Annotated in this window: 23 protein-coding genes; 13 read left to right on the top strand and 10 right to left on the bottom strand. The window is 56.5% G+C overall.

The window, feature by feature from the left end; all coding sequences use genetic code 11:
• Positions 1-115 precede the first annotated feature (115 nt).
• Together ACR0AU_RS19260 and ACR0AU_RS19255 are read left to right on the top strand one after the other, a co-directional pair.
• Positions 116-946 (top strand): hypothetical protein, encoded by an 831-nt coding sequence (locus ACR0AU_RS19260; protein ID WP_170395166.1) that lies wholly within the window; start codon positions 116-118, stop codon positions 944-946.
• Entirely contained in the window at positions 943-1,965 is a 1,023-nt protein-coding gene (locus ACR0AU_RS19255; protein ID WP_170734175.1) for an endonuclease/exonuclease/phosphatase family protein, read from the top strand. Before ACR0AU_RS19260 ends, ACR0AU_RS19255 begins: the two co-directional genes overlap by 4 nt.
• A 7-nt stretch (positions 1,966-1,972) precedes the next feature.
• On the opposite strand, the gene ACR0AU_RS19250 is transcribed toward ACR0AU_RS19255, so the two are convergent.
• Positions 1,973-2,878 carry a sugar nucleotide-binding protein gene (locus ACR0AU_RS19250; protein WP_170734176.1) on the bottom strand — a complete coding sequence of 302 codons (906 nt, stop codon included), beginning with the start codon at positions 2,876-2,878 and terminating at the stop codon, positions 1,973-1,975.
• A gap of 83 nt (positions 2,879-2,961) precedes the next feature.
• On the opposite strand from ACR0AU_RS19250, the gene ACR0AU_RS19245 reads away from it, so the two are divergent.
• Complete coding sequence (locus ACR0AU_RS19245; protein ID WP_170395159.1) at positions 2,962-3,855, top strand: LysR family transcriptional regulator; 894 nt, start codon at positions 2,962-2,964, stop codon at positions 3,853-3,855.
• Between the two features lie 6 nt (positions 3,856-3,861).
• Here the strand turns inward: ACR0AU_RS19245 and ACR0AU_RS19240 are convergent, their stop codons facing one another.
• The gene (locus ACR0AU_RS19240) at positions 3,862-4,389 is read right to left on the bottom strand and encodes a redoxin domain-containing protein (RefSeq protein ID WP_170515492.1); all 528 of its coding nucleotides are present in this window, start codon (positions 4,387-4,389) and stop codon (positions 3,862-3,864) included.
• Positions 4,390-4,480: 91 nt separating this feature from the next.
• On the opposite strand from ACR0AU_RS19240, the gene leuB reads away from it, so the two are divergent.
• Positions 4,481-5,584: a 3-isopropylmalate dehydrogenase gene (leuB, locus tag ACR0AU_RS19235; protein ID WP_480796104.1), complete on the top strand. Its 1,104-nt coding sequence runs from the start codon at positions 4,481-4,483 to the stop codon at positions 5,582-5,584.
• Between the two features lie 58 nt (positions 5,585-5,642).
• On the opposite strand, the gene ACR0AU_RS19230 is transcribed toward leuB, so the two are convergent.
• Positions 5,643-7,829 (bottom strand): PBP1A family penicillin-binding protein, encoded by a 2,187-nt coding sequence (locus tag ACR0AU_RS19230; RefSeq protein WP_170776368.1) that lies wholly within the window; start codon positions 7,827-7,829, stop codon positions 5,643-5,645.
• A gap of 257 nt (positions 7,830-8,086) precedes the next feature.
• On the opposite strand from ACR0AU_RS19230, the gene ACR0AU_RS19225 reads away from it, so the two are divergent.
• Together ACR0AU_RS19225 and ACR0AU_RS19220 are read left to right on the top strand one after the other, a co-directional pair.
• Positions 8,087-8,425 carry a P-II family nitrogen regulator gene (locus ACR0AU_RS19225; RefSeq protein ID WP_039541190.1) on the top strand — a complete coding sequence of 113 codons (339 nt, stop codon included), beginning with the start codon at positions 8,087-8,089 and terminating at the stop codon, positions 8,423-8,425.
• A 33-nt stretch (positions 8,426-8,458) separates the two neighbouring features.
• Positions 8,459-9,781, top strand: a complete 1,323-nt coding sequence (locus ACR0AU_RS19220; protein WP_170395150.1) for an ammonium transporter — start codon at positions 8,459-8,461, stop codon at positions 9,779-9,781.
• Between the two features lie 70 nt (positions 9,782-9,851).
• Here the strand turns inward: ACR0AU_RS19220 and ACR0AU_RS19215 are convergent, their stop codons facing one another.
• From ACR0AU_RS19215 to ACR0AU_RS19200, 4 genes are all read right to left on the bottom strand, one after another.
• Complete coding sequence (locus ACR0AU_RS19215; protein ID WP_170408714.1) at positions 9,852-11,036, bottom strand: amino acid aminotransferase; 1,185 nt, start codon at positions 11,034-11,036, stop codon at positions 9,852-9,854.
• Entirely contained in the window at positions 11,036-11,890 is an 855-nt protein-coding gene (gene sseA, locus ACR0AU_RS19210; protein ID WP_170734178.1) for a 3-mercaptopyruvate sulfurtransferase, read from the bottom strand. The genes ACR0AU_RS19215 and sseA overlap by 1 nt, the downstream gene beginning before the upstream one ends.
• A 93-nt stretch (positions 11,891-11,983) precedes the next feature.
• A complete protein-coding gene (locus ACR0AU_RS19205) occupies positions 11,984-12,253 on the bottom strand; it encodes a CBU_0592 family membrane protein (protein ID WP_170395139.1) in 270 nt (89 codons plus the stop codon).
• Between the two features lie 14 nt (positions 12,254-12,267).
• Positions 12,268-12,825 (bottom strand): XRE family transcriptional regulator, encoded by a 558-nt coding sequence (locus ACR0AU_RS19200; RefSeq protein WP_170395136.1) that lies wholly within the window; start codon positions 12,823-12,825, stop codon positions 12,268-12,270.
• 104 nt (positions 12,826-12,929) lie between these two features.
• On the opposite strand from ACR0AU_RS19200, the gene ilvD reads away from it, so the two are divergent.
• Positions 12,930-14,762, top strand: coding sequence for a dihydroxy-acid dehydratase (ilvD, locus tag ACR0AU_RS19195; protein WP_170408716.1), 1,833 nt, complete (start codon positions 12,930-12,932; stop codon positions 14,760-14,762).
• A 170-nt stretch (positions 14,763-14,932) separates the two neighbouring features.
• Here the strand turns inward: ilvD and ACR0AU_RS19190 are convergent, their stop codons facing one another.
• Entirely contained in the window at positions 14,933-15,751 is an 819-nt protein-coding gene (locus tag ACR0AU_RS19190) for a sulfotransferase family protein (RefSeq protein WP_480796103.1), read from the bottom strand.
• Positions 15,752-15,891: 140 nt separating this feature from the next.
• On the opposite strand from ACR0AU_RS19190, the gene ACR0AU_RS19185 reads away from it, so the two are divergent.
• Positions 15,892-17,469, top strand: a complete 1,578-nt coding sequence (locus tag ACR0AU_RS19185) for a DUF5928 domain-containing protein (protein WP_480796102.1) — start codon at positions 15,892-15,894, stop codon at positions 17,467-17,469.
• 38 nt (positions 17,470-17,507) lie between these two features.
• Here the strand turns inward: ACR0AU_RS19185 and amaB are convergent, their stop codons facing one another.
• Together amaB and ACR0AU_RS19175 are read right to left on the bottom strand one after the other, a co-directional pair.
• Positions 17,508-19,019 (bottom strand): L-piperidine-6-carboxylate dehydrogenase, encoded by a 1,512-nt coding sequence (amaB, locus tag ACR0AU_RS19180; protein WP_480796101.1) that lies wholly within the window; start codon positions 19,017-19,019, stop codon positions 17,508-17,510.
• Between the two features lie 3 nt (positions 19,020-19,022).
• Positions 19,023-20,129: a saccharopine dehydrogenase NADP-binding domain-containing protein gene (locus tag ACR0AU_RS19175; RefSeq protein ID WP_170647328.1), complete on the bottom strand. Its 1,107-nt coding sequence runs from the start codon at positions 20,127-20,129 to the stop codon at positions 19,023-19,025.
• A gap of 272 nt (positions 20,130-20,401) precedes the next feature.
• On the opposite strand from ACR0AU_RS19175, the gene ACR0AU_RS19170 reads away from it, so the two are divergent.
• From ACR0AU_RS19170 to ACR0AU_RS19150, 5 genes are read left to right on the top strand one after another with little or no spacing between them, the layout of a single operon-like run.
• Positions 20,402-20,833 carry a hypothetical protein gene (locus tag ACR0AU_RS19170; protein WP_170395121.1) on the top strand — a complete coding sequence of 144 codons (432 nt, stop codon included), beginning with the start codon at positions 20,402-20,404 and terminating at the stop codon, positions 20,831-20,833.
• Positions 20,830-21,492: a MotA/TolQ/ExbB proton channel family protein gene (locus ACR0AU_RS19165; protein WP_170734182.1), complete on the top strand. Its 663-nt coding sequence runs from the start codon at positions 20,830-20,832 to the stop codon at positions 21,490-21,492. Before ACR0AU_RS19170 ends, ACR0AU_RS19165 begins: the two co-directional genes overlap by 4 nt.
• Before the next feature lie 31 nt (positions 21,493-21,523).
• Complete coding sequence (locus ACR0AU_RS19160) at positions 21,524-21,850, top strand: biopolymer transporter ExbD (RefSeq protein ID WP_170613597.1); 327 nt, start codon at positions 21,524-21,526, stop codon at positions 21,848-21,850.
• Positions 21,851-21,854: 4 nt separating this feature from the next.
• Positions 21,855-22,232 carry an ExbD/TolR family protein gene (locus ACR0AU_RS19155; protein ID WP_170597127.1) on the top strand — a complete coding sequence of 126 codons (378 nt, stop codon included), beginning with the start codon at positions 21,855-21,857 and terminating at the stop codon, positions 22,230-22,232.
• Positions 22,229-23,284 (top strand): TonB family protein, encoded by a 1,056-nt coding sequence (locus ACR0AU_RS19150; RefSeq protein WP_170734183.1) that lies wholly within the window; start codon positions 22,229-22,231, stop codon positions 23,282-23,284. Before ACR0AU_RS19155 ends, ACR0AU_RS19150 begins: the two co-directional genes overlap by 4 nt.
• Positions 23,285-23,671: the final 387 nt, after the last annotated feature.

The following is a 23,671-nucleotide window of genomic DNA, read 5'->3' as shown; positions in this document are numbered from 1 at the left end:
CTTATCGGCAAAGTTGGCTCCCATGAGGTAGCCGCCAACGAACGAGCGGTGAGCACAAGTTGGACGATAAGTCGGCACAGAATCGACTACGCCGGTTTGAAAAAGGGTTCGGATTGTGATTGCACGCACAACGGGGGCGGCGATACGTGGATTATTGGTAGCACTTATGGTGCTTACCCCTGCGTTGTACCTGCCTACATCGACGTCGAATGGGACTGAGATTGTCGTCTTTCTGGCGATCCTTGCGTTTATCCTGACTTTCTCGGAATACAACTCGGCCTTTCCAAGCTTTATCGAATTTCGTGACGCACCACCTGTGAACAGGCTGCGCTTTGTCGGTTTGATGTCGATGGTTACCTTCCTGACGCTGATCTGCAAGAACGCCTATGCCCCCTCGGAACTTACTGGCCTGTTTTATTCAGTTGGCCTGATGGTCGCGAATGTGGTGGATTTCCCCTACTCCCCCGTTCGTCTTGTGGTTCTGATGCTGCCCGCCGATGCCAGCCAGCCCCTCGTAGATTTGGTGCGTATCTCCGCCAGCGTCGCTTATGTCGCGGCCTTGGTTACCATCGCCAGCTTTGCCTATGCAGTAAAGCTTCGGGGATGGCCAACAGGCAACGGCGCGTTCAACGTCTGGACCAATCTACCGCTGTTTGACCCAACCAAGGGTGGTGATGTGGTCACCCGTCTGCAGCGTGACGGGCGGCTCAACATCGCAATTGGGGCTTTGCTGCCTTTCCTGATTCCCGCCCTGATCAAACTGATGGCTGCTTTCATCACGCCGATCGCGCTCAGCAATCCGCAGACATTGATCTGGACGCTTTGCGCATGGGCATTCCTGCCTGCCAGCATGATCATGCGAGGTATGGCGACACTGCGCATTGCCGGCCTGATCGTTGAGAAGCGCCGCGCATACTCAACTTCCGAGTCAACTCAGATCGCATGATCCGACTGCTGGTTCTGTTGCTGTTGCCGTTTACGGCACAGGCAGAGACATTGCGCATCGCAAGTTTCAATACAGAACTCAGTCGCGAAGGTCCCGGCCTGTTGCTGCGTGATATTCGGCGGAACGACCCTCAGGTCGCTGCGGTGATCGAGGTGCTGATGACAACCCGTCCCGATATCGTCGCGCTGCAAGGCATCGATTGGGATTTAGACGGGCTTGCCCTTGCTGCGCTGGTCGAGGCGCTGAAAAGCAACGGCTTGGATTATCGATACAGTTATGCCGAGCAACCCAATTCCGGGATCGAAACCGCGTTGGATCTGGATGGGGACGGCGAGACGGGCGGCCCGGGCGATGCACAAGGCTGGGGGCGGTTCACCGGCCAGAATGGGCTGGCAGTGCTGTCCCGCTATCCTATCGCTACTGATCAAGTGCGGTCATTCACCCAGATGCGGTGGCGCGACTTGCCGGATGCCCAGCTGCCAGCCGAGGATGGAGAGCCCTTCCCATCACCACAAGCGCAGGCTGTTCAGCGGCTGTCTTCTACATCGCATTGGGTCGTTCCGGTCGACACCCCGAGTGGTCGCCTAAACCTGATGACGTTTCACGCCAGCCCGCCTGTCTTTGATGGACCTGAAGATCGGAACGGACTGCGCAACCGGGATGAAATTCGGCTCTGGTCGCTTTTGCTGAACGGTGATCTGGGTGAGAAACCTACAGGCCGTTTTGTCATCGCAGGTGATGCGAACCAGGATCCTTACAAAGGCGAGGGTCGCAAATCGGCAATCCGTGATCTTCTGGCCAATCCGCATCTGCAGGATCCGATGCCTGTTGACCCTGCGGGGTCAACTTCAACAGTTTTGTGGAAGGGCGTTGGCGAGATGAGAGTTGATTATGTCCTACCTTCGGCGGATTGGCGTGTGCACGATGCGGGCATTTACTGGCCGGAACCCACATCCCGTGACGCGGCCGTCGCCGCAAGCCGTCACCGGCTTGTCTGGGTCGATCTATTCGACGAATAGGCTTCGATCATGACCGTATGACTGTGCCGAATCGCTGGCGGGATTCATATTGCACAGGTTCAGACACGGCGTTCCTCAACGCGTCATTTAGGTCGGTCTGCGCAAATTCCGGGAGCAGAGCATCAAAGAGGCGTGCGTCCAGCCGGTGAGAAGTATTCCATAGATACCTCATCTCAAGCAAATGAGGCGCCATACGCCAGAACGGGCGGGCCAGATGCAAAGGCCACCATGCCATCTGTTTAAGGGTGAGTTCACGCCCCGCAACCTGCGAAAGCGCCAATGCCATTTCATTGCCGGTCAAGGTGTATCCAGCATAGGGGACATCGCAGAAACGCGGTAGCAGGCTGCGCATTTCTGCCAACTCCACAGCAGCGCGAGTTAAATCGGGCAGATAGGCCCAAGCATGCTCGATATCCGGATTGCCGGGATACACAAAGCGCCCGCGCCGCAAGTGTTTGATGAGAATCTGATCGAACCAATTGCCAGAGGCCGTGGTGTCTATGAAATCACCTGCCCGCAACATGATGGTCCGAACCGACGAGGCACGATAAGCCTCTTCCATCTCGATCCGAATGCGTCCCAACGGATTTCGCGCAAGATGCGGTGTCCTGGTCGACCAGGGGCCGGGCGTATCCGCACCGAAAACATAAACGTTCCCCGGGACAATGACCGTCAAGTCACGCTCTGATGCAGCGGCGATTACCTGACGATGCAACTCTGGCACCTGCTCCGCCCAGTCGGGGTAAAGCGGGTTCCAGGCGTTCACGATGACGTCTACTCCATGTACCGCCGTGCGCAATTCCTCCCTGCGTCGATCAAACTTTTGCACAATCCATCCCGCATCCGAAAAGGCTCTTGCAGCGTTGCGTCCAAATCGACCGGTGGCCCCGAGAATGAGTACCGTTTGTGGCATTGATCCCTCCGTTCCGGATCAATCTATTCATTCACGATGTTTTGGAAATTGCGAAAAATCGCAGATTATGTATTCGTTTTTGAATGGCTAAAACACTCCAACTATCCGACTGGTCCTTAGTTCAAAGCTTTCTGGCGGTTGCCGAAACCGGCTCACTATCCGCAGCCGCAAAGCAACTGGGTCGCAGCCAGCCGACGCTTGGACGTCAGGTGCATGCGCTGGAAGAAGAATTGGGGGTCTCGCTGTTTGATCGTCACGCGCGTGGACTGACGCTCAGCGAGGTGGGGCAGCAAGTGCTGCCAATGGCGCAGCAGATGTACAGCGCAGTCAATGCCCTGGGGCTGACGGCAGCGGGTCAGGCGCAACAGCTGGAAGGGTCGGTCAGGATCACCGCTTCGGTATTTGTATCGCATCACCTGTTGCCGCCGATACTTGCCGCAATCCGTGAGGCAGAACCGGCCATTCAGCTTGATCTGGTCGCCTCGGATGCCAGCGAAAACTTGCTGTTCCGCGAGGCCGATATTGCCGTTCGCATGTATCGGCCCGAACAGGTCGACATCGTGGCAAAGCATATCGGTGAGGTTCCGCTGTGTTTCTGCGCCGCCCAAAGCTATCTGGATCGTGCGGGGCGACCAACAACGCCGACAGAGCTGATGCAGCACGACCTTGTGGGATTTGACACCAATGAAGACATTATCACCGCTATGCGGAACAAGGGCTGGCCTGCCAGCCGGGACAGCTTTGCCACGCGATGCGACAACCAGACTGCCTATTGGGAATTGATCCGCGCAGGGTGTGGGGTGGGCTTCAGCCAACTCAGCATCGCGCAGTCCGATCCTCTGGTCGAAGTGCTAGATATTGATGTCGAGATACCGGTGCTGCCGGTCTGGCTGGCTGCCCCTCAGGCGATGCGACAGACCCCGCGCATTCGCAGAGTCTGGGATTTGCTGGCCGACGGGTTGAAGGCCCGGCTTTAAAACCGCCTACAGCGCGCCGGTATAGGTGCCGCGCGCAGGATAGTTATTGGCCAAGGTGAATTTCAAACCGCCGACGATGTCCGACATCGGCGGTCGCGCAAAAGGCGTTGTCTGCTGCCAGACGTAATAGAGGGTCTGATCAGGTTTGATATAGAAATGTCCCGGCTCAGCGAACAACGCTGGCTCGGCACTACCTTCACGAGCCACCGAGATGTTCAGGCCCCAGACATCCCGCGCGTCGGCCATGGACAGGCCGTATCCTACGCGCAGCTTCGACACTCCGGCCTTCTCAACCGTCTCGGCCGCACGTTCGTCGGTATCCGTGGTGATCATGATCACCTCAATCCCCAGCTCGGCGAATTCATCCAGCGCAGCCTCGACCTCACCCATTTGGCGAACGCAGATCGGGCAATGCAGACCGCGATACTGAATCACCAGCGTTCCGTTTTCGCCAGTGTCGCGCTCAAGATCAAAGGTGCCATGGCTTACTGTTTCGATTTTTAGCGATGGGGCCGGATTTCCGGGTGTCAGCATGTGGTTTCCTCGTGATTTGATGGGTTCGTCTCATTGACCCGATGCGCCGCAAACGCTAGGGCCTGTGCGACAAAACGCAAGGAGACTGTCGATGTCCAACCCCTCGCTCCTCATCCTGCCCGGAGACGGAATTGGCCCGGAAGTTATGGCCGAAGTGCGCAAAATCATCGATTGGTTCGGCGCCAATCGCGGTCTTCAATTTGACGTGAGCGAGGATCTGGTCGGCGGCGCTGCCTATGATGCGCACGGGAAGCCCCTGTCGGATGAGACCATGGCCAAGGCACAAAAGGTCGACGCTGTTCTGCTGGGGGCTGTTGGCGGCCCTAAGTATGACGATCTGGATTTCAGCCTGAAACCCGAACGCGGACTGCTGCGTTTGCGCAAGGAAATGGACCTGTATTCCAACCTGCGCCCAGCTCAGTGCTTCGACGCGCTGGCGGATTTCTCTTCGCTAAAGAAGGATGTAGTCGCTGGCCTCGACATCATGATTGTGCGCGAGCTGACATCGGGTGTCTACTTCGGTGAGCCGCGCGGCATCTTTGAAGAAGGCAATGAGCGCGTTGGCATCAACACCCAGCGCTACACCGAATCCGAGATCGAACGCGCAGCACGTTCCGCGTTTGAGCTGGCGATGCGCCGGAACAAGAAACTGTGCTCGATGGAAAAAGCGAATGTGATGGAATCGGGCATCCTGTGGCGCGAGGTCGTGACACGTGTCGGTCAGGAATACCCCGAGGTCGAGCTGTCACACATGTATGCAGACAACGGCGCGATGCAGCTTGTGCGCGCGCCCAAACAGTTTGACGTGATCGTCACCGACAACCTGTTTGGAGATGTACTTTCCGATTGCGCAGCGATGCTGACCGGGTCTTTGGGCATGCTGCCGTCTGCCTCGCTGGGCGCACCGATGGCGAATGGCCGCCCTAAGGCCATGTATGAACCCGTTCATGGCTCGGCCCCGGACATTACAGGTCAAGGCAAGGCCAACCCAATTGCGTGTATCCTCAGCTTCGCCATGGCACTGCGCTACAGCTTTGATCAGGGCGACGAAGCGGATCGTCTGGAAGCGGCGATCGAGAAGGTTCTGGCCGACGGCGTTCGCACAGCTGACCTGCTGGCCGAAGAAGGGGTTGAGCCGGTTTCGACCAGCGAAATGGGTGATGCAATTCTGGCAGCGCTAGACGAAAGCGTCTGATCTTACGATCATTCAGACTAGCAAAGGCGGTGCCCAGCGCACCGCCTTTTTTTGTTCGTCAGTTTCCGAAGATGTTGTTTAGCAGGTTGTTGATCGCACGGTCCAAACCGGTTTGATTCTTACGGCGCTGTTGCTGCGGCTGCGCGGTTCTAACCGGTGGGTCCGGCGCCAACATGGGCAACGGCGTGGGCGTCATCCCTTCTGTCACGCGCAGCATGGTCTCTTTCCATATCTCCGCCGGCAAGCCTCCACCCGTGACACCTGACAACGGCGTATTGTCATCATACCCCATCCAAACGCCCGTAACGTAGTCCGCGGTAAATCCGATAAACCAGGCATCCCGCGCGGCCTGGGTCGTGCCGGTCTTGCCCGCCACCTGCCAGCCCGGCAGCTTCGCGCGCCCACCCGTACCTTCAGAGACCACACGCTCCATCATCCAGGTCAGTTGTTTGGCGGCCTTGTCGTTGATGACGCGTTCACCGATACCGGTTGTCGTGATCATAACTGGATCGGTCTCACCAAGCAGCTTCAACTCGGTCAGGCCATAGGGTTCCACCGCTGAACCGCCGTTCAGGATACCAGCGTAAGCGCCCGTCATCTCTATCAGCGTGCTTTCCGATGCGCCGAGCGCCAGCGCGAGTCCCTCGGCCAGATCACTTGAAAGGCCGAAACCACTGGCAACCGTGCGCACGTTGTCCAGCCCCGAGATATCCGCCACTTTGACTGCGGGAATATTCAACGAGTTCTTCAACGCATCTGCTAATGTCACCCGGCCATAGAACTTATTGGTGTAGTTCTTCGGGCACCACTGACCTGAACCTGCGATGTTCCAGCACGTTGGTTCATCCATCACCGTGTCCAGCGGTGAATATCCCAACTCCAAGGCCGTCGCATAGACAAACGGTTTGAACGACGAACCCGTTTGACGCAGAGCCTGCGTAGCCCGGTTGAACGCCCCCGAAACACGGGTCTTGCGCCCACCGACCATACCTCGAACCGCGCCATCCGCCGACATCACGACAATGGCGGCCTGCGCTTTAGACCCTTCGCGCACCTTCTCCTGGAAGATGAATTTCAGCGCCTCTTCTGCCGACGTTTGAATGCGCTGATCCAGTGTGGTTCGGATCACCACGTCCTCGGTTGTGTTACGTGTGAAAAACTCAGGCCCGCTGGCCATGACCCAATCGGCAAAGTAACCACCAGCACGCGCGGCAGCGGCCTCGGATAACTGCGCCGGACGGCTGCGGGCCTCGCTGGCCTGCGCGCTGCTCAGATAGCCCTGAGTCTCCATTAGCCCAACCACCAAACGTGCCCGATCTTGTGAACGTTGTAGGTTGTTCGTTGGCGCATAGCGTGTCGGGGCCACCAATAGACCTGCCAGCATTGCCGCCTCGGCCGGAGACACTTCGGCTGCCGAAATACCGAAATACCGCTGGCTGGCGGCCTCGAAGCCGCGGGCTCCCGCACCGAGGAAGGCGCGGTTCAGATAGATCGTCAGAATTTCATCCTTGGAGTATTTGACCTCCATCGCAATGGCATAAACTGCCTCTTTCGCCTTGCGCCATAGCGAACCCTGACGGCAATCGGCTTCATATGCAGCCTCAGACTCCCATTCGCTGGGCTCATAAGGCACACCCAGGCATAGAAGTTTCGCGGTTTGCTGGGTGATCGTTGAACCACCGTGACCAGACAGCGGTCCACGTCCTTCGCTCAGGTTGATGCGTACCGCGCTGGCGACACCGCGCGGGCTGACGCCGAAATGGCGGTAGAACCGTTTATCCTCGGTTGCAATCACGGCGTTCTTGAGATGCGGCGAAACTGTATCCGCCGTAATCACGCCGCCAAACTGATCGCCGCGCCAGGCAAAGACCTTGCCGTCGCGATCCAGCAAGGTCACCGAACCACGTGCCCGCCCATCAAGCAGGGCATCGACATCCGGCAATGAGGTGTAAACAACACCCACCGCCAGCGCCAACAGCAACCCCGCCACTGCGCCGACCCTCCAACTGATCCCCCAAATTATGCGCCAGAACCAGCGGAACAGCCGGCGGAAAATGCCACCGCCCTTCCCACCAGAACTGCGCCGCGTTTTCTTCCGCGCCGTTTTGCGCGGAGCGGCTTTTCGGGCCGTCGACTTCTTACCAGCGGGTTTTGCAGCCCGCTTGGTCGCCGCAGGCTTTCGGCCTTTGGTCGGGTACCTTTTATCCGCGACAAGGCGCGATTTGCGACGGTTGGACTCAGTCATGCTCAAACTCTGCCCGGTTATGCTTTTGGGGCACCATACCCCGCCGGAACGGCCATGTAGAGGTGTGAAATACCCGTATTTCCCCTCACAAGTTTGCCTATATTTTCACCAAATAGCGTGTTTTGTGCAAAAATTGTGCATAATTGCTGATTTTTTACCCTCATTTACCCTCCGAAAACGTTCCATCTGAACCTCTGTCGCGCATTTTTCTGCAGGTGCAAAATGCCGGGCCGCCCGGAGTAGTAGAGGGGAAAGACGTGAAACTGATCATTGCGACAATCAAACCGTTCAAGCTTGAGGAGGTGCGCGAAGCACTGACCAATGCAGGCGTGCGCGGCATGATGGTGACTGAGATCAAAGGGTTTGGCTCGCAATCGGGTCACACCGAGATTTATCGCGGTGCCGAATACGCCGTGAATTTCGTTCCCAAGATCAAGCTTGAGATCGTGGTGCCCGCCACCATGGCCGACCAGATCGTCGAAACCATCACCACAACCGCCAAGACCGGCAAGATCGGTGACGGCAAGATTTTCGTCCTCGATGTCGAGCAAGCCCTGCGCGTGCGGACCGGGGAAACCAACGAAGAGGCGCTTTAAGCGCGCTTACTCACAATCACTCGAGGACTAACAATGAACCTGATGAAATCTCTCATCCCTGCCGCTGCGATCGTCGCACTGCCGCAGATGGGTCTTGCGCAAGAGGCCGCTACCGGAGAGCCCGCGCAACACACCCAATATATCTTCACCACGCTGCTGTTCCTGATGGGCGGTTTCCTGGTGTTCTTCATGGCTGCAGGCTTTGCCATGCTCGAAGGCGGGCTGGTGCGCTCAAAGAACGTCGCGATGCAGATGACCAAAAACATCGCGCTGTTTTCAATCGCCGCGATCATGTACTGGCTGATCGGCTTCAACCTGATGTACCCCGGTGATGGTTGGACCATTTCTGGCTGGCTGGGCCCGTTCTTCTCGACCACCGTGCTTGACCCAGTGGGTGTCGGTGCAGATGCTGCGGCGCTTGACTACGCCTCAATCGGTTCGGATTTTTTCTTCCAACTGGTCTTTGTCGCAGCGACCGCCTCGATCGTGTCCGGTGCGGTGGCTGAACGGATCAAATTGTGGCCCTTCCTTGCCTTCGTTGTTGTCCTAACCGGCATCATGTACCCGATCTCGGGCTCGTGGCAGTGGGGTGGTGGTTGGCTGTCCGAAGCAGGCTTCTCGGACTTCGCTGGTTCAACCATCGTGCACTCGGTCGGTGGCTGGGCGGCTCTGGCAGGTGCTCTCATCCTTGGGCCGCGCATCGGTAAGTACAAGGACGGTAAAGTGCACCCGATGCCTGGTTCGAACCTGGCTCTGGCCACTCTGGGTACCTTTATCCTGTGGCTGGGTTGGTTCGGCTTCAACGGTGGTTCGCAGCTGGCGATGGGCACTGTAGGAGATGTCTCGGACGTATCGCGCATCTTTGCCAACACTAACATGGCCGCTGCATCCGGTGCCGTTGCCGCCCTTATCATGACACAGCTGCTGTACAAAAAGCCCGACCTGACCATGGTGCTGAACGGCGCGCTGGCGGGACTGGTGTCGATCACTGCTGAGCCGCTGGCCCCAACCCTGTTCGGCGCTCTGTGGATCGGTGCTGTGGGCGGCATCATTGTGGTCTTCGCGGTTCCGATGCTGGACAAGTTCAAGATCGACGACGTAGTCGGCGCCATCCCGGTCCACCTGTTCGCTGGCATCTGGGGCACCATCGCCGTGATCTTCTATGGCGAAGCCAGCCTGATCACTCAGCTGACCGGGATCATTGCTTATGGTGTCTTCACCTTTGGTGCTGCTCTTATCCTTTGGTCGATCCTGAAGGCCACCGTAGGTATCCGTGTTAGCGAAGAGGACGAGATCAACGGCCTCGACATGGCTGAACTGGGTATGGAAGCGTATCCGGAATTCTCCAAGGGCTAATAGCCAACCAAGTAAAAACAAAAAAACCCGGGCGTTCGCGCCCGGGTTTTCCTTCATTCAAAGATATCGCTCAGACGCCGACATCTACAATCGCCTGCGCCAAAATGGGCACAGTATTGGCGTTCAAACCAGCGATGTTCAGACGGCTGTCACCGACCATGTAAATGCCGTGATCGGCACGCAGCTTTTCAACCAGTTCTGGCGCGGCCCCCAGTCGCGAGAACATGCCGCGATGCTGGGCGATAAATCCAAATCGATCCGATCCACTAAGGCTCTGCAGCTCATCAGCCAGTTGCTGACGCAGGCCCAGCATGGAAAGGCGGACATCTTCCAATTCGGTCGCCCAATCTGCCCGCAGAGCATCGTCATTCAGGATCGTCGTCACCACCCGCGCGCCGTGATCAGGCGGGAATGAGTAGTTCTGGCGGTTCAAAAATGCCAGCGTAGACTGGTTCAGTGCAGTCTGTGCCGGATCGTCACTGATCGCCATCAGCAGGCCGGTGCGTTCGCGGTAGACGCCGAAGTTCTTCGAACAAGACGCCGCGATCAGGCAGCGCTTCACTGACGATGCGACCAGACGGGTTGCCTGCGCATCTTCTTCCAGACCGTCGCCAAAGCCCTGATAGGCAATGTCGATCATTGCGACGAGGCCACGTGCGTTGATCAGGTTCACGACCTCTTGCCATTGCACCATATTTAAGTTGGCACCCGTTGGGTTGTGGCAACAGCCGTGCAGAAGAACCACGTCGCCTGCATTGGCAGTTTTCAGGTCCTCGATCATACCGTCGAAATCGACGCCACGCGATTCTCCGTCGAAATAACGGTATTGGACTATCTCGATCCCTAGATAGTTCAGGATCGACAAATGGTTTGGCCAAGTGGGGTTCGACACGAAAACACGCGCGGTGGGGTTGGCCATACGGATCATCTCAAACGCCTGACGACAGGCTCCGGTACCACCGGGGGTGGCTACGGCTGCAATGTTGCCACGCGGGACAGAATTTCCGAGGATCAAGTCGATCATCGCGTCCGCAAAGGCTGGATCACCAGCCAGACCGGTATAAGCCTTGCTCTCCTGCTCTTCGAGAATACGCTTTTCAGCTGCTTTCACCGCGCGCATCACCGGAGTGACCCCCTCGGCGTTCTTGTAGACGCCAACGCCCAGATCGATCTTCTGATCACGTGGGTCGTCGCGGTACATCTGCATCAACGCCAGAATCTTGTCTGCTGGCTGCGGTTTAAGGTTCTCGAACATCAGTTCTCTCCGGTTGCGACGGGCAGGGTTGGGAAGGCACCCCATTCAGCCCAGGAGCCGTCATATAGCGAGTGGTCTTTCTTGCCCATGCGTTCCAAGGCAAGGCTGAGAATTGCGGCAGTCACACCAGAGCCACAGGATGTGATCGCGGGTTTCGATAAGTCGACGCCGGCATCTTCGAAAACCGCGCGGCAGTCATCGGGCGACTTCATCGTGCCATTCTTGTTCAACAGCATTCCAAAAGGCACGTTGCGCGAGCCTGGGATATGACCCGAGCGCAACCCCTCGCGCGGTTCAGCTTCGGTCCCGACGAAACGGGCCGCCGAGCGGGCATCGATGATCTCGTGATCCGCAAGCTTCGCGGCTGATGAAACTTGCGTCACATCGCGGACAAGGTGGTTTTGAACCCGCACCGTCATATGACGGTCGCGAATAATGGGGGGCAGGTCTTCGATCTCGCGCCCTTCAGACTGCCATTTGGGCAGTCCACCATCCAGAACGGCAATATTGTCCTGCCCCATCAGACGGAACAACCACCAGACCCGCGCCGCCGACATCAGCCCCGCACCGTCATAGACCACGACCTGATGGCCATCGCCAACGCCCATCGCGCGCAGGCGCGACATGAACTTCTCGACCGGAGGTGCCATATGCGGCAAGTCGGAACGATGGTCGGATATCTCATCAATATCAAAGAACCGCGCACCAGGGATGTGGGCAGCGTCATACTCTGCCTTGGCGTCTCGCGCTTGCTGCGGCAGGTACCACGACCCATCCAGAATCCTTAGATCCGGATCCTTGAGATGTGCGGCAAGCCATTCGGTAGAAACGAGGGTTTTTGGATCGTCCTGCATCTATGCCTCCCCTAAGCGAGCTTGGGTTTTCCCTATACTTGGCAGGATGCAGGTTCAAGGCTGGATAGCGCTAGCGTCCCGACCACACTGGATTTATCGCAAACGACGCAGGCGATAATACTGGATGATCCCAATAACGCTGATGATGATCCAGAAGCCTTCGATCAGCATGGACGCAAGATTGAAGTTCTGCAGCAGTGAGAACACGATCAGCACCGAACCGATAAGATTCACCAGCGGAAAGGCCAGATCCTCCGAGTTCATCACTCGCATCTGGGTCGCAAAATATGCCGCAACAACGATCAAAGCCCCGAATGAGCCGATGGCATCGACGACGGTCAAACTGTCCAGTAGTGCAGTCATTGTATGGGGCTTTCCTATTCTGAAACTTCCGCTGGTTGCGAATAGTGGTGCATATTTAGAAAAGCAGCTCCCTGATCACCAGCGCGGTATCCATGCGGCACATCCGCAGAAAATCGCAACCCTTGACCGGATTGCAGCGGAACCCAATTTCCATTTCGCAGCACGTCCAAAGCTCCGCTCAGAACAAAAACCTCTTCGGTTACGCCTGCTGCATGGGCCGGAGATTCGTGGCTTTGATTGGGTGACAACTCAACATGAAATGTTTCGGCCCCCAATGCGGGATCAAAAGGAAAGACAATCTTGACTTCGATACTTCCCGGAAATCTCACGGTACTGAACACATCAGCATCTGTCGTGTCACGCATTGCAGCAGTACCAATCAATGCACTCAGCGGGAGCTGGAAACCCTTCGCGATCTTCCACAGGGTCGCGATGGTCGGGCTTGATTCGCCACGCTCGATCTGGCCCAGCATAGCTTTGCTGACCCCGGTGAGTTCCGCGACTTTTGACAGGCTCAGCCCGGATGCCGCCCGCACATCCCTTAGTTTCAGCGTTAGTTCGTCCGATTCCATAGCCGCGCCCTGCGATTTGTCTTGTGCGTTATAACGTACATATGATACGTGCGCTATAACGTACACACCCAATATCGCAGTTTGGGCAATAGGGATACAGCATCATGCCAATGTACCGATCCAGAACCTCCACCCATGGCCGTAACATGGCCGGTGCCCGCGGCCTGTGGCGCGCCACCGGTATGGGAGACGACGATTTCGGCAAACCGATCATCGCCATCGTCAACTCATTCACCCAGTTTGTACCCGGTCACGTCCACCTGAAGGACCTGGGACAGATGGTTGCGCGTGAGGTTGAAGCCGCTGGCGGTGTCGCCAAAGAGTTCAACACCATCGCGGTCGATGATGGCATCGCCATGGGCCATGACGGGATGCTGTATTCGCTGCCCTCGCGTGAGGTGATTGCGGATTCTGTTGAATACATGGTTAACGCCCACTGCGCGGACGCTATGGTCTGTATCTCGAACTGCGACAAGATCACGCCCGGCATGTTGATGGCGGCCATGCGTCTGAACATCCCTGCGATCTTTGTCTCGGGTGGACCTATGGAGGCGGGCAAGATCGACATCGCCGATCTGGACGCCAAGAAGATCGACCTTGTCGACGCGATGGTTGCCGCAGCGGATGATCGATTTACCGATGAGCAGGTGCAACACATTGAAGAAAACGCCTGTCCAACCTGTGGTTCATGCTCGGGCATGTTCACCGCGAACTCGATGAATTGTCTGGCCGAAGCACTGGGTCTGGCGCTGCCGGGCAATGGCTCGACCCTGGCCACACATGCCGACCGTAAAGAGTTGTTCTTGGAAGCTGGTCGCCGCATCGTCGAGATCACCAAGCGCCACTATGATCTGGACGAGAAAGGCTTTTTGCCGCGTGAAATCGCCACGTTCGACGCGTTCGAAAATGCCATGAGCTTGGATATCGCAATGGGTGGATCGACCAATACGGTGCTTCATTTGCTGGCCATCGCGCACGAAGGTGAAGTGCATTTCACCATGTCCGACATGGACCGCCTGAGCCGCCAAGTGCCCTGTTTGTGCAAAGTCGCGCCCAACATCGAAAACGTGCACATGGAAGACGTCCACCGCGCTGGTGGCATCTTCTCGATCCTTGGTGAACTCAGCCGCGCAGGCTTGCTGCATGAGGATTGCCATACAGTGCATTCGGGCACCATGGGCGAAGCAATTGCCAACTGGGACATCAAAGTCGCCAACAACCCGAAGGCTCAGGACCTATTCAAAGCGGCGCCCGGCGGCGTGCGTACTACACAAGCCTTCAGCCAGTCGAACCGCTACAAGGAGCTGGACACTGACCGCGAAGGCGGCGTGATCCGCTCGAAAGAGCACGCATTCAGCCAGGATGGCGGTCTGGCAGTATTGTTCGGCAATATCGCGCGCGACGGCTGTATCGTGAAAACTGCGGGTGTGGATGAGAACATCCTGAAATTCACAGGCTCAGCTTATGTCTGCGAAAGCCAGGACCAGGCTGTCAATGACATCCTGACCGGCAAGGTCAAGGAAGGTGACGTGGTGGTGATCCGCTACGAAGGCCCGCGTGGTGGGCCGGGAATGCAGGAAATGCTGTATCCGACTTCGTATCTGAAATCCAAGGGGCTGGGCAAAGCCTGCGCGCTGCTGACTGACGGTCGTTTCTCGGGCGGCACGTCCGGCCTGTCGATTGGACACGTCTCACCCGAAGCCGCCGAAGGAGGCGAGATCGGGCTGGTGAAAACCGGCGACAAAATCGAGATCGACATCCCCAACCGCAGCATCCATCTGGCGGTCTCCGACGAAGACCTGGCCGCGCGGCGCGAAGAGCAGGACGAGAAGGGCTGGCAGCCCGTTGCACCACGTAAGCGTAAAGTGTCCACCGCGCTAAAAGCCTATGCCAAATTGACGACCAGTGCCGCAAAAGGTGCCGTCCGTCAGGTCTAAGCACTGCGGGTGAGCGAACACTCCTGCACCCGATACATGGAATCGGCTACGCCGATTCCACTTTCGGAATTTGGGCCCGGCGCGGCGCTTTGCGCGGCGCCGGGCCCAACCAGAGGAGATGTCTCACAAGAGACATTGACGATGGGCGGGAGCCTCACTCTTCGAGCGTCTTAATCACCCAGCTTGGCGTGAATCTCATCTAGATCGATCTCACCCGTCGGCGTTTTGTTGGCGGGATTTTCGAAATCATACTTGAACAGTTCAAAATCCTGTTTGTAGATCTCGTAGACCAGATGCATCGACAAATCGTCAAAGTAATCCTCGACCGGATGCACGCGTTTTGGCCCATGGCCTTCGGATTCGTTAAAGCGCGGGATCTCGGACAGAGACACAGGATGCGAGGTTTCAAGATTGTCCAACACACCCTGCATCCCATCGTTGAACTTCTCGGTCCAAAAAATACGATCATATCGCCCGCCATTAGCGATCAGCGTCGAGACATGGCCAGACATGGCCGACCAGTGAATGTCGGGGTCCATCGGACGCCGCCAACGAATCGTGTCGCGTGCGAATAAAAGGAACCGGCGGAAACTGGCAATTTGGTCAAACTCGCCCTTGCCGTCGTCACCCCCGACTTCGATTCCATAGTTGTAAATCAGCGTTGGCACCAGATTGCCGCGATAGCGTTTGCCGTTGCGCTGGATGCCGCAGATCTTGTCAAAAAAGGAACTGAGAATGCGTGTGTAGGGATTACGCACGCAGGTAAACGTATAGGACTGGTGCGATCGAACATTTCTGGCAATCGGATCCTGACTGGCACCAAAGGCCCACTTGTGCATTCCGTCCTTGGCATCGTGAATGTCACCATCAAAGAAGCGGCCATGATCCGAGAAATACATGATTTGCCCGATCGTCGAGCAGGCGCATTTCGGCACAACACGGTAGACCATGCTTTGACTTTCGGTCATCCATGTTCCGGGAAAACCCATCTACTGCGCCTCCTTAGCCAGTTATCGCATTGATACTCCGGCATTTTGACCCAAAGAACCAAAAATATTCTGTTTATTCAATCGCTCATCCTCAGTATCACGGTTGCAAATGGGCAGAAACGGGGAATTACGAAACGCAAATGGCAAAGATTGCCTATATCTTGCTGTGTCACAAAGACCCTGACGCAATCATTGCGCAGGCCAGTCAGCTGACGGCTGCCGGCGATTGTATGGCGATCCATTTTGACGCCCGCGCCAACGATACGGATTATGCGCAGATACGCGACGCCCTGAAAGATAACCGCAATGTCACATTTGCAACGAAGCGGATCAAATGCGGATGGGGCGAATGGTCACTGGTTCAGGCCACGCTCCATGCATTACAGGCGGCGGTGGATCAGTTCCCAAGGGTCACCCATTTTTACATGCTGTCCGGCGATTGCATGGCAATTAAAACCGCCGAGTATGTGCACAGCTTTCTTGATGAACGCGACATGGATTTCATCGAAAGCCATGACTTCTTCGAAAGCAATTGGATTAAGACCGGAATGAAAGAAGACCGGCTGATCTATCGTCACTATTTCAACGAACGCAATCAGCCGCGCCTGTTCTATGCCGCATACGAAATGCAAAAGCGTTTCGGTCTGACCCGCGGCATACCCGCAGACCTGCAGGTCAAGATCGGCAGCCAGTGGTGGTGCCTGCGCCGTCGCACAGTCGAGATGATTCTGGACTTCCTGCGCCAACGCCGCGATGTGGTCCGGTTTTTCTCGACCACCTGGATTCCGGACGAGACGTTCTTTCAGACGCTTGTTCGCCACCTCGTCCCGAAGCAGGAAATCGAAAACCGTACACTGACATTTTTGATGTTTTCCGACTATGGCATGCCTGTCACCTTCTACAATGATCACTATGACATGCTGTTGGGGCAGAACTACCTGTTCGCTCGCAAGATCAGCCCCGAGGCCCATGAGTTGAAGGAACGGTTGGGTCGGCTTTATGCCAGCGAAGGGGTCACGTTCCACATCTCGGACGAAGGGCGCAATCTGTATCACTTCCTTGCCGGTCGCGGTCGTGTCGGACGACGTTTCGCTCAGCGCTTTTGGGAGGTCGGCAATACGTTAGGCCCCGAGCGTCAGGCGTTTTTGATTGTTTGCAAGAAGTGGCATGTCGCCAAACGGCTTGTTGACCAGATCGCATCCGAAACCCCCATTCCCTGCATCGAATACATCTATGATGAGCAGGATACGCCATTGCCCGATTTGGGTGGAATCGAGACGACCCTGATTAAGCGGTCGCGCCATCGGCGGGCCGTTGCACGTATGTTATTCGATTATTTCCAAAGCGACAGGCTGGTACTCTGCGTAGATCCGGCCAATCTGGACGTCATTCAGGATTTCTGTGCAGATCAGGCCCAAACACGTGTTCTGGAAATCGAATGTGCCTATTCAGATGAATATCTGACGGGCCATGCCCATCGTGTCGGTCTTGCGGGCCAGAACAGCTCACAGGATTCTCTTGCACGCCTGCTACCGACCCTTCGCAATGCGCTGGCTTACGAATCCGAATTGATCCGCAGTACCCAGAATGATGGGCTGTTCCATTTGCGTGAGGCGGCGGAACGTTCGGAGAATGAGGTGATTATTGCGGAATTTCTGGGGATCAGTGCCGATCAGGCCAAAGCGATCATGCAACTGGATTACCTCTTCGCTGATTGAATCCGGCGGCAAGATCAGGTGCCGCCGGACATTCGCGTTCAGATGTCGAATTTGACACCCTGCGCCAATGGCAACTCGGCTGAATAGTTTACCGTGTTGGTCTGACGGCGCATGTAGGCTTTCCAGGCGTCTGATCCGCTTTCGCGCCCGCCTCCGGTTTCCTTCTCGCCACCAAATGCGCCACCGATCTCGGCCCCGGACGGGCCGATGTTCACATTGGCAATCCCGCAATCCGACCCGGCCGCTGTCAGGAATTGCTCGGCTTCGCGCATGTTCAGTGTAAAAACGCAGGACGACAAGCCCTGTGGCACGTCGTTCTGAATCTCGATCGCCTCGGCAAAATCGTCATAGCCCATGACGTAAAGGATCGGAGCAAAGGTCTCGGCCTTCACAGTTGCGGTCTGGCCCGGCATCTCAACGATGGCCGGTTGCATATAAACACCGCCCGGCACACCTTCGGTCACGCGCTGACCTCCGAACACGGCACCACCCTCGGCCTTTGCTGATTCAAGCGCTGCGGTCATCGCATTGCCCGAAACTTCATCCACCAACGGCCCAATCAACGTACCCTCGGTCAACGGATTACCGATGGGTAGACCTGCATAGGCTTTCTTCAGACGCCCAACCAGTTCCTCGCGGATCGAGTTGTGTACAATCAACCGCCGCAGTGTCGTACAGCGCTGCCCTGCTGTCCCGACAGCCGAAAATACGATCGCGCGCACCGCCATTTCCAGATCAGCCGACGGCCCAACGATCATCGCGTTATTGCCGCCGAGTTCCAGAATACACTTGCCAAAGCGCTGCGCCACAATCGGCGCCACCGCCCGGCCCATCCGGGTCGAGCCGGTGGCTGAAATGATCGGCACATCCTCGCTGGCAACCAGCGCCTCACCCAGATCGGCACCACCGATCAGGGTCTGCAAAAGCCCCTCGGGGGCGTCACCAAACCGGGCCAACGCTCGCTCAAAGATTTTCTGGCAAGCCAACGCGGTCAGAGGCGTTTTCTCGGACGGTTTCCAGATCACCGGATCGCCGCAAACCAGCGCCAGCGCAGCATTCCACGACCATACCGCCACGGGGAAATTAAAGGCCGAGATCACTCCGACCGGTCCCGCCGGATGCCACGTTTCCATCATCCGGTGACCCGGGCGTTCCGAAGCAATGGTCAGACCATAAAGCTGCCGCGACAGACCAACAGCAAAATCGCAGATGTCGATCATCTCCTGCACTTCGCCCAGACCTTCCGAGGTGATCTTGCCTGCCTCCCAACTGACAAGCGCGCCAAGGTCGTCCTTGGCGGCCCGTAGCTCTTCGCCCAGCAGGCGGATCAACTCACCCCGGCGCGGAGCCGGCACAACGCGCCATTCCTTGAACGCCGCTTTCGAGCGGGCAAAGATGGCCCCCATCTCGGAAACCGGAGTTTCGTGAATCTCGGCCAACAGGCTGCCATCTATCGGAGAGGTCACCCGCAGCGACCCGCCGCTAAGCTCCGCTGCAGTCAGGTCCAAATTCGCAAACGTGGTTTCAGCAGTCATTACAATGTCTTTCATATCTCAGGCCGCCTTGTTTTGTTCGGTAACGTCACCGGCGCGATAAAGCCGGCCAAATTCGGTGTTCAGGAAATCGGCAAGCTTTACCTGCTCTTGCCGAACAAAGCCTTTCGAGGGCAGAACCCCTGTCCGCATCAGATCGACGACACCCAATACGCCTGCCGCAGTGGTTACTTGGATCGCACTCCAGACTTGTCCATCGATGGTGCGCGCAAAGGATTTGTTGATCAGGGATTTCTCACGCAACGTGCCGTCAAAGATGCCCTTTGCAGTGCAATAGACCAACACGACGTCTTGATCCGTACGCGGCAAGGCCGTTTCAAAAATCTCTTTCAGCAGATCGCGGCGACGCTCTAGTCCCAGGTCACTGAGCAACAAGCGCAAGATATCCCGATGGCCCGGATAGCGGATCGAGCGATAGGATACCGCCTTCGCCTTACCGTCTAGCGTCTCGGGCAAGGTGCCCAGCCCGCCCGATGTATTGAAGCACTCGTACTCGACTCCGTCATGGCCGATCAGCTCATAATCTTCGAGGGGGGCGGTCTTGACCCTCTCGCCATTCACAATGGCATCACATGGATTGCAGTATTCGTTGATTAGCCCATCAGTTGACCAAGTCAGGTTATATTTCAACGCGTTGGTCGGATAGAGCGGTAACGCCCCGACCCGCATATGCAGGCTGTCGATTTCATCGAACTCGGCCGCCAGCGCAGCGCCCGCAATCCCGACAAACCCGGGGGCCAACCCGCATTGCGGCATAAATGCCGTCTCGCTGTTCTGCGCCAGCTCGCGCACCGCGTTGGTGGCGGCGACATCTTCGGTCAGGTCAAAGTAATGCGCCCCAACAGTTTTGGCTGCGCTCGCAATCGCCGGTGTCAGAAAGAACGGCGCGGCAGAGATCACCGCATCAAACCCTTTAAGGCCTTTCTCCAAGCCCGCGCTATCGCTGGCATCAATCTGCCGCGTAGAAATGCCCCGCTTCTTGAATGCTGACAGGGCCGCAAGATCGTGATCGGCAACAGTCACCGTGTAATGTGCCGAGGTTTTCAGCAAAGTCGCGATCATCTGACCGATCTTCCCCGCCCCGACTACGCAAATATTCCAGCTCAAAACGCGCCTCCATTCTGTGTTTCTTTTGATTATGAAGGGCGACTTGTTCGGATTGCAGATCGTATCTTGACGAAATGAGGTAATTTTCCGTCATTTTGCCATATTATACGTCACTTTGCTAAATGGTTTACTCGAATATGACTTCGAACATGGTCGAATTCACAATCGTTTCAGCGCTCCTTTGAACTGATTGTACTATCAGGTATGAGAGGACCATTGTCGGCTATACAACGCGGGCAATCGCGGTTCGCCCAAGCATATAGGTGCCTTCAATGAGATCTCTCCGTGTCCTGCTTACCTGTTTCGCATGCCTGCTTCCTTTTGCAGCTCTGGCCCAATCCGCTGAGGCACCTGCCGCTGAGATTTCGTTAGAGCTCAATGCCTTGGAAGACGTTGGTAGTGCCTGCAGATTGACCTTTCTGGTGACCAACCAATCCGGAACCACTATCGATGAAGCCGTATTCGAGACGGTGATATTTGACACCGAAGGCAGTGTCGTTACCCTCTCGCTTTTTGATTTTCGCGACTTACCTTTGGATCGCCCACGTGTCCGTCAGTTCGATCTGCCAGAGATGTCTTGCACGACTGTTGGGCGCGCATTGATCAATGGCGCGAGTTCATGCGTGGTAAAAGGCTCCCAGAGCGACATCTGTCAATCGACCCTAACGCTCAGCAGCCGGATTGAAGTGGAGTTGCTTGGATGAATATTCTCTCTTCTCTTCGAGAGATCCTGACCCTTGGCGGGCCCGTTGTGGCTATCCTTATTGTCATGTCGGTCCTGACCGTAGCAGTTACTCTTTACAAGCTTTGGCAGTTCGCAGCCTGTGGCGTAGGGCGGCACAAGGTTCTGTCACAAGCGCTGCAGGCCTGGGATGCTGGAGATCGAGCCACTGCACGCGCGCGCCTCGCTCAGAGCAGCAGCTATCTTGCACCGCTTGTCGAAGCCGCCATGGACGCGCCGGACACTCCTGATCTGGACGCTCGACTGGATGCCGAAGCTGGATTGGCACTGGCCGGGTTGGAGCGCGGATTTCGGCTTTTGGATACGGTCGCCCAGCTTGCACCCCTGCTTGGATTGTTCGGAACAGTTTTGGGAATGATCAATGCATTCCAAAGCCTTCAGTCTGCCGGGTCTTCTGTCGATCCCTCATTGTTGGCAGGTGGCATCTGGGTTGCTCTGGTAACAACAGCCGTTGGCCTTGCGGTGGCAATGCCGACTTCAATGGTCTTGTCTTGGTTTGAAAGCCGAACTGCCCGGGAACGGGTGTTTGCGGACAAAGCACTGCGCACGGTTCTGGTCCCGAACAACTCGAACCAGCCCGTCTCAGGCAGGACCGAGATTCTGAACGCTGAACATGCGTAACACGGCGCCCTTTGTAAGACGCCCGATGTCGATGACCCCGCTCATCGATGTCATCTTCTTGCTGTTGCTGTTTTTCATGTTGTCTTCAACTTTCTCAAAGTTCGCGGAAATCGAAATCAGCAGCGCAACCTCAGGAGCATTAGCCTCGGCTGAGCCGGTGGAGAGGATTTTCATTCAGATCGGTGCAGAGCGCGTGACTTTGAATGGCGAAACGCTGACGCTGGATGAGCTGTCCGCGCTGATCGGAACCGGTCAGGCTCTGGTAAGCCTTGATGCCGATACGTCCGCCCAAAGGCTTGTTGATTTGCTGACCAGGCTGCGTGGCCGCGATGGCTTGACCGTCACGGTGTTGGAGTAGACCGATGATCCGCTTTGGTCGCCCAAGCCGCAAACGAGACTCGACCATCCCTCTGATCAACGTCGTCTTTCTGATGCTGATCTTCTTTCTGATTGCAGGCACCCTGGCACCACCGCTTGATCCCGAGCTTCAGCTTGTCGACACATCGGAACTCGAAGGCCGCGACCCGCCCGATGCGCTTGTCTTGAACGCTGATGGCATCCTCAGTTTTCGTGGGGTGCAAACCGACCCTGAGGCTTTTATGGCCAGCCATGATGACGGACCCGTCAGGATTGTCCCCGACCGCAATGTTTCAGGCCAACGATTGATGGAGGTAACCGGTGCCCTTCGACGGCATGGGGCGCCATCTGTGTACCTCGTGACCCAGCAGGCTTTAAAATGATCCGGAAGTCAGCAGCCATCGCTGCGTTGGCGGGTGTGCTTTCGCTTGTCCTGCATATCTTTGGGATCAGTTTCTACGGTTCCAGTCTGCCAGAACTGCGGGCCAATGAGGAATCGGTCAGTTTGATCGAGCTTGGCAACACATTCGAGGAATTCAACGACAACACGACGGACCCGGTGCAGCCGGAATCTGCTGAAACACCCGACCCCCCGGTTGAAGACACTATTAAGCCCAATACTGCCGACATCCCGATCAGCGAAACACTCGTCGCTTCCCCCAATCCTCAGCAGGTATCTTCACCAGATGTCGGAGCGCCCGTCGCCCCACGATCAGAGCTACAGGAAGAGGTGCCGACCGAACCGGTCGCCCCGTCCAATCCGGAACCAGCCACAGACGCAGATACCTCCGTAACGTCAGCGGTCGACCCGAAACCCGAGCGCTTGGCAGCGTTACCGCCCACAGACGGCTCAACAGCGCCGGTCCCTCCACTCGAGAGTACTGCAGTCGAACCAGAAATCCCAAGTTCGGTCGATGAGCCAACAAACGAGCCACCAGAAGAACAAGCCGCGCCTTCCGATCAGGCCGTATCTGTTTCCAAACGCCCCCGCCTCCCGGACAGAAGGCCCGCAACGGATACGCCAAAATCACTTGATGGGTTCAGTAACTTCGATAACTTGCGCAACCCTACGCAGACATTGGAGTCGCCGCTTAGCCTTTATCAAAAGGAAGGGGCTGACCCGTTCCGAGCCAGCAGTGGCCGAAATCAAACCTCGGGTCGCGGCGTTGGAAACTCCGATACCACTAACTATGCCGGACAAGTCCTGGTCCACCTCAATCAAACGCCCGTCGTCTATGTCCCTGTCCGCGGGTTTGCGCAGGTATTCTTCGAAATTAATCCTGATGGATCACTGGCTTGGGTTGATATCGTCGATAGCTCTGGCTCACCTGAAATCGAACGCGCCGCCAGAGATCAAGTCATCCGCGCCGCTCCATTTCCCCGTCCACCAAGCGGGTCAAGCCGCAGGCTATCGTTTTATTACCAAAATAGTTGATACCAAAGACAGCAGTTCGCCGAACCAGTTGTTCGTTCCCTGAATGCTTCAACACGCTCTAAGGAGAGGATTTCCATCGGTCGTCACGGCAAGGTCACCGTGGGCGAAGCACAGAAGTTGGCAAAAAAGAGCTGAGGGGGTGAGTGGCTAGTTACGAAAAGAAGTTTCCTCTCGTTGCTTCCACAGTGCTTCCAGAAGTGTTGGCGCAAATAAGAACACCGCCCTGAGACGGCGCGTAAACATTTGTTTTTGCACAGTGTTTTTGTTTTCGAGAGTAGGATTTGAACCATCTGAGTTTTAGGTTATGAGCCTGACGAATTTTGATCGTTAATCGAACAGTCCGGTGGGCTGTTTTTAGTCTGCACGGGCTGCTCTGGGATTTTCTAA

This window comes from Ruegeria sp. CG1 (assembly GCF_056537265.1).
Note: the sequence above shows the minus strand (reverse complement) of the source record. Positions and strands in the feature narration are given on the sequence as shown.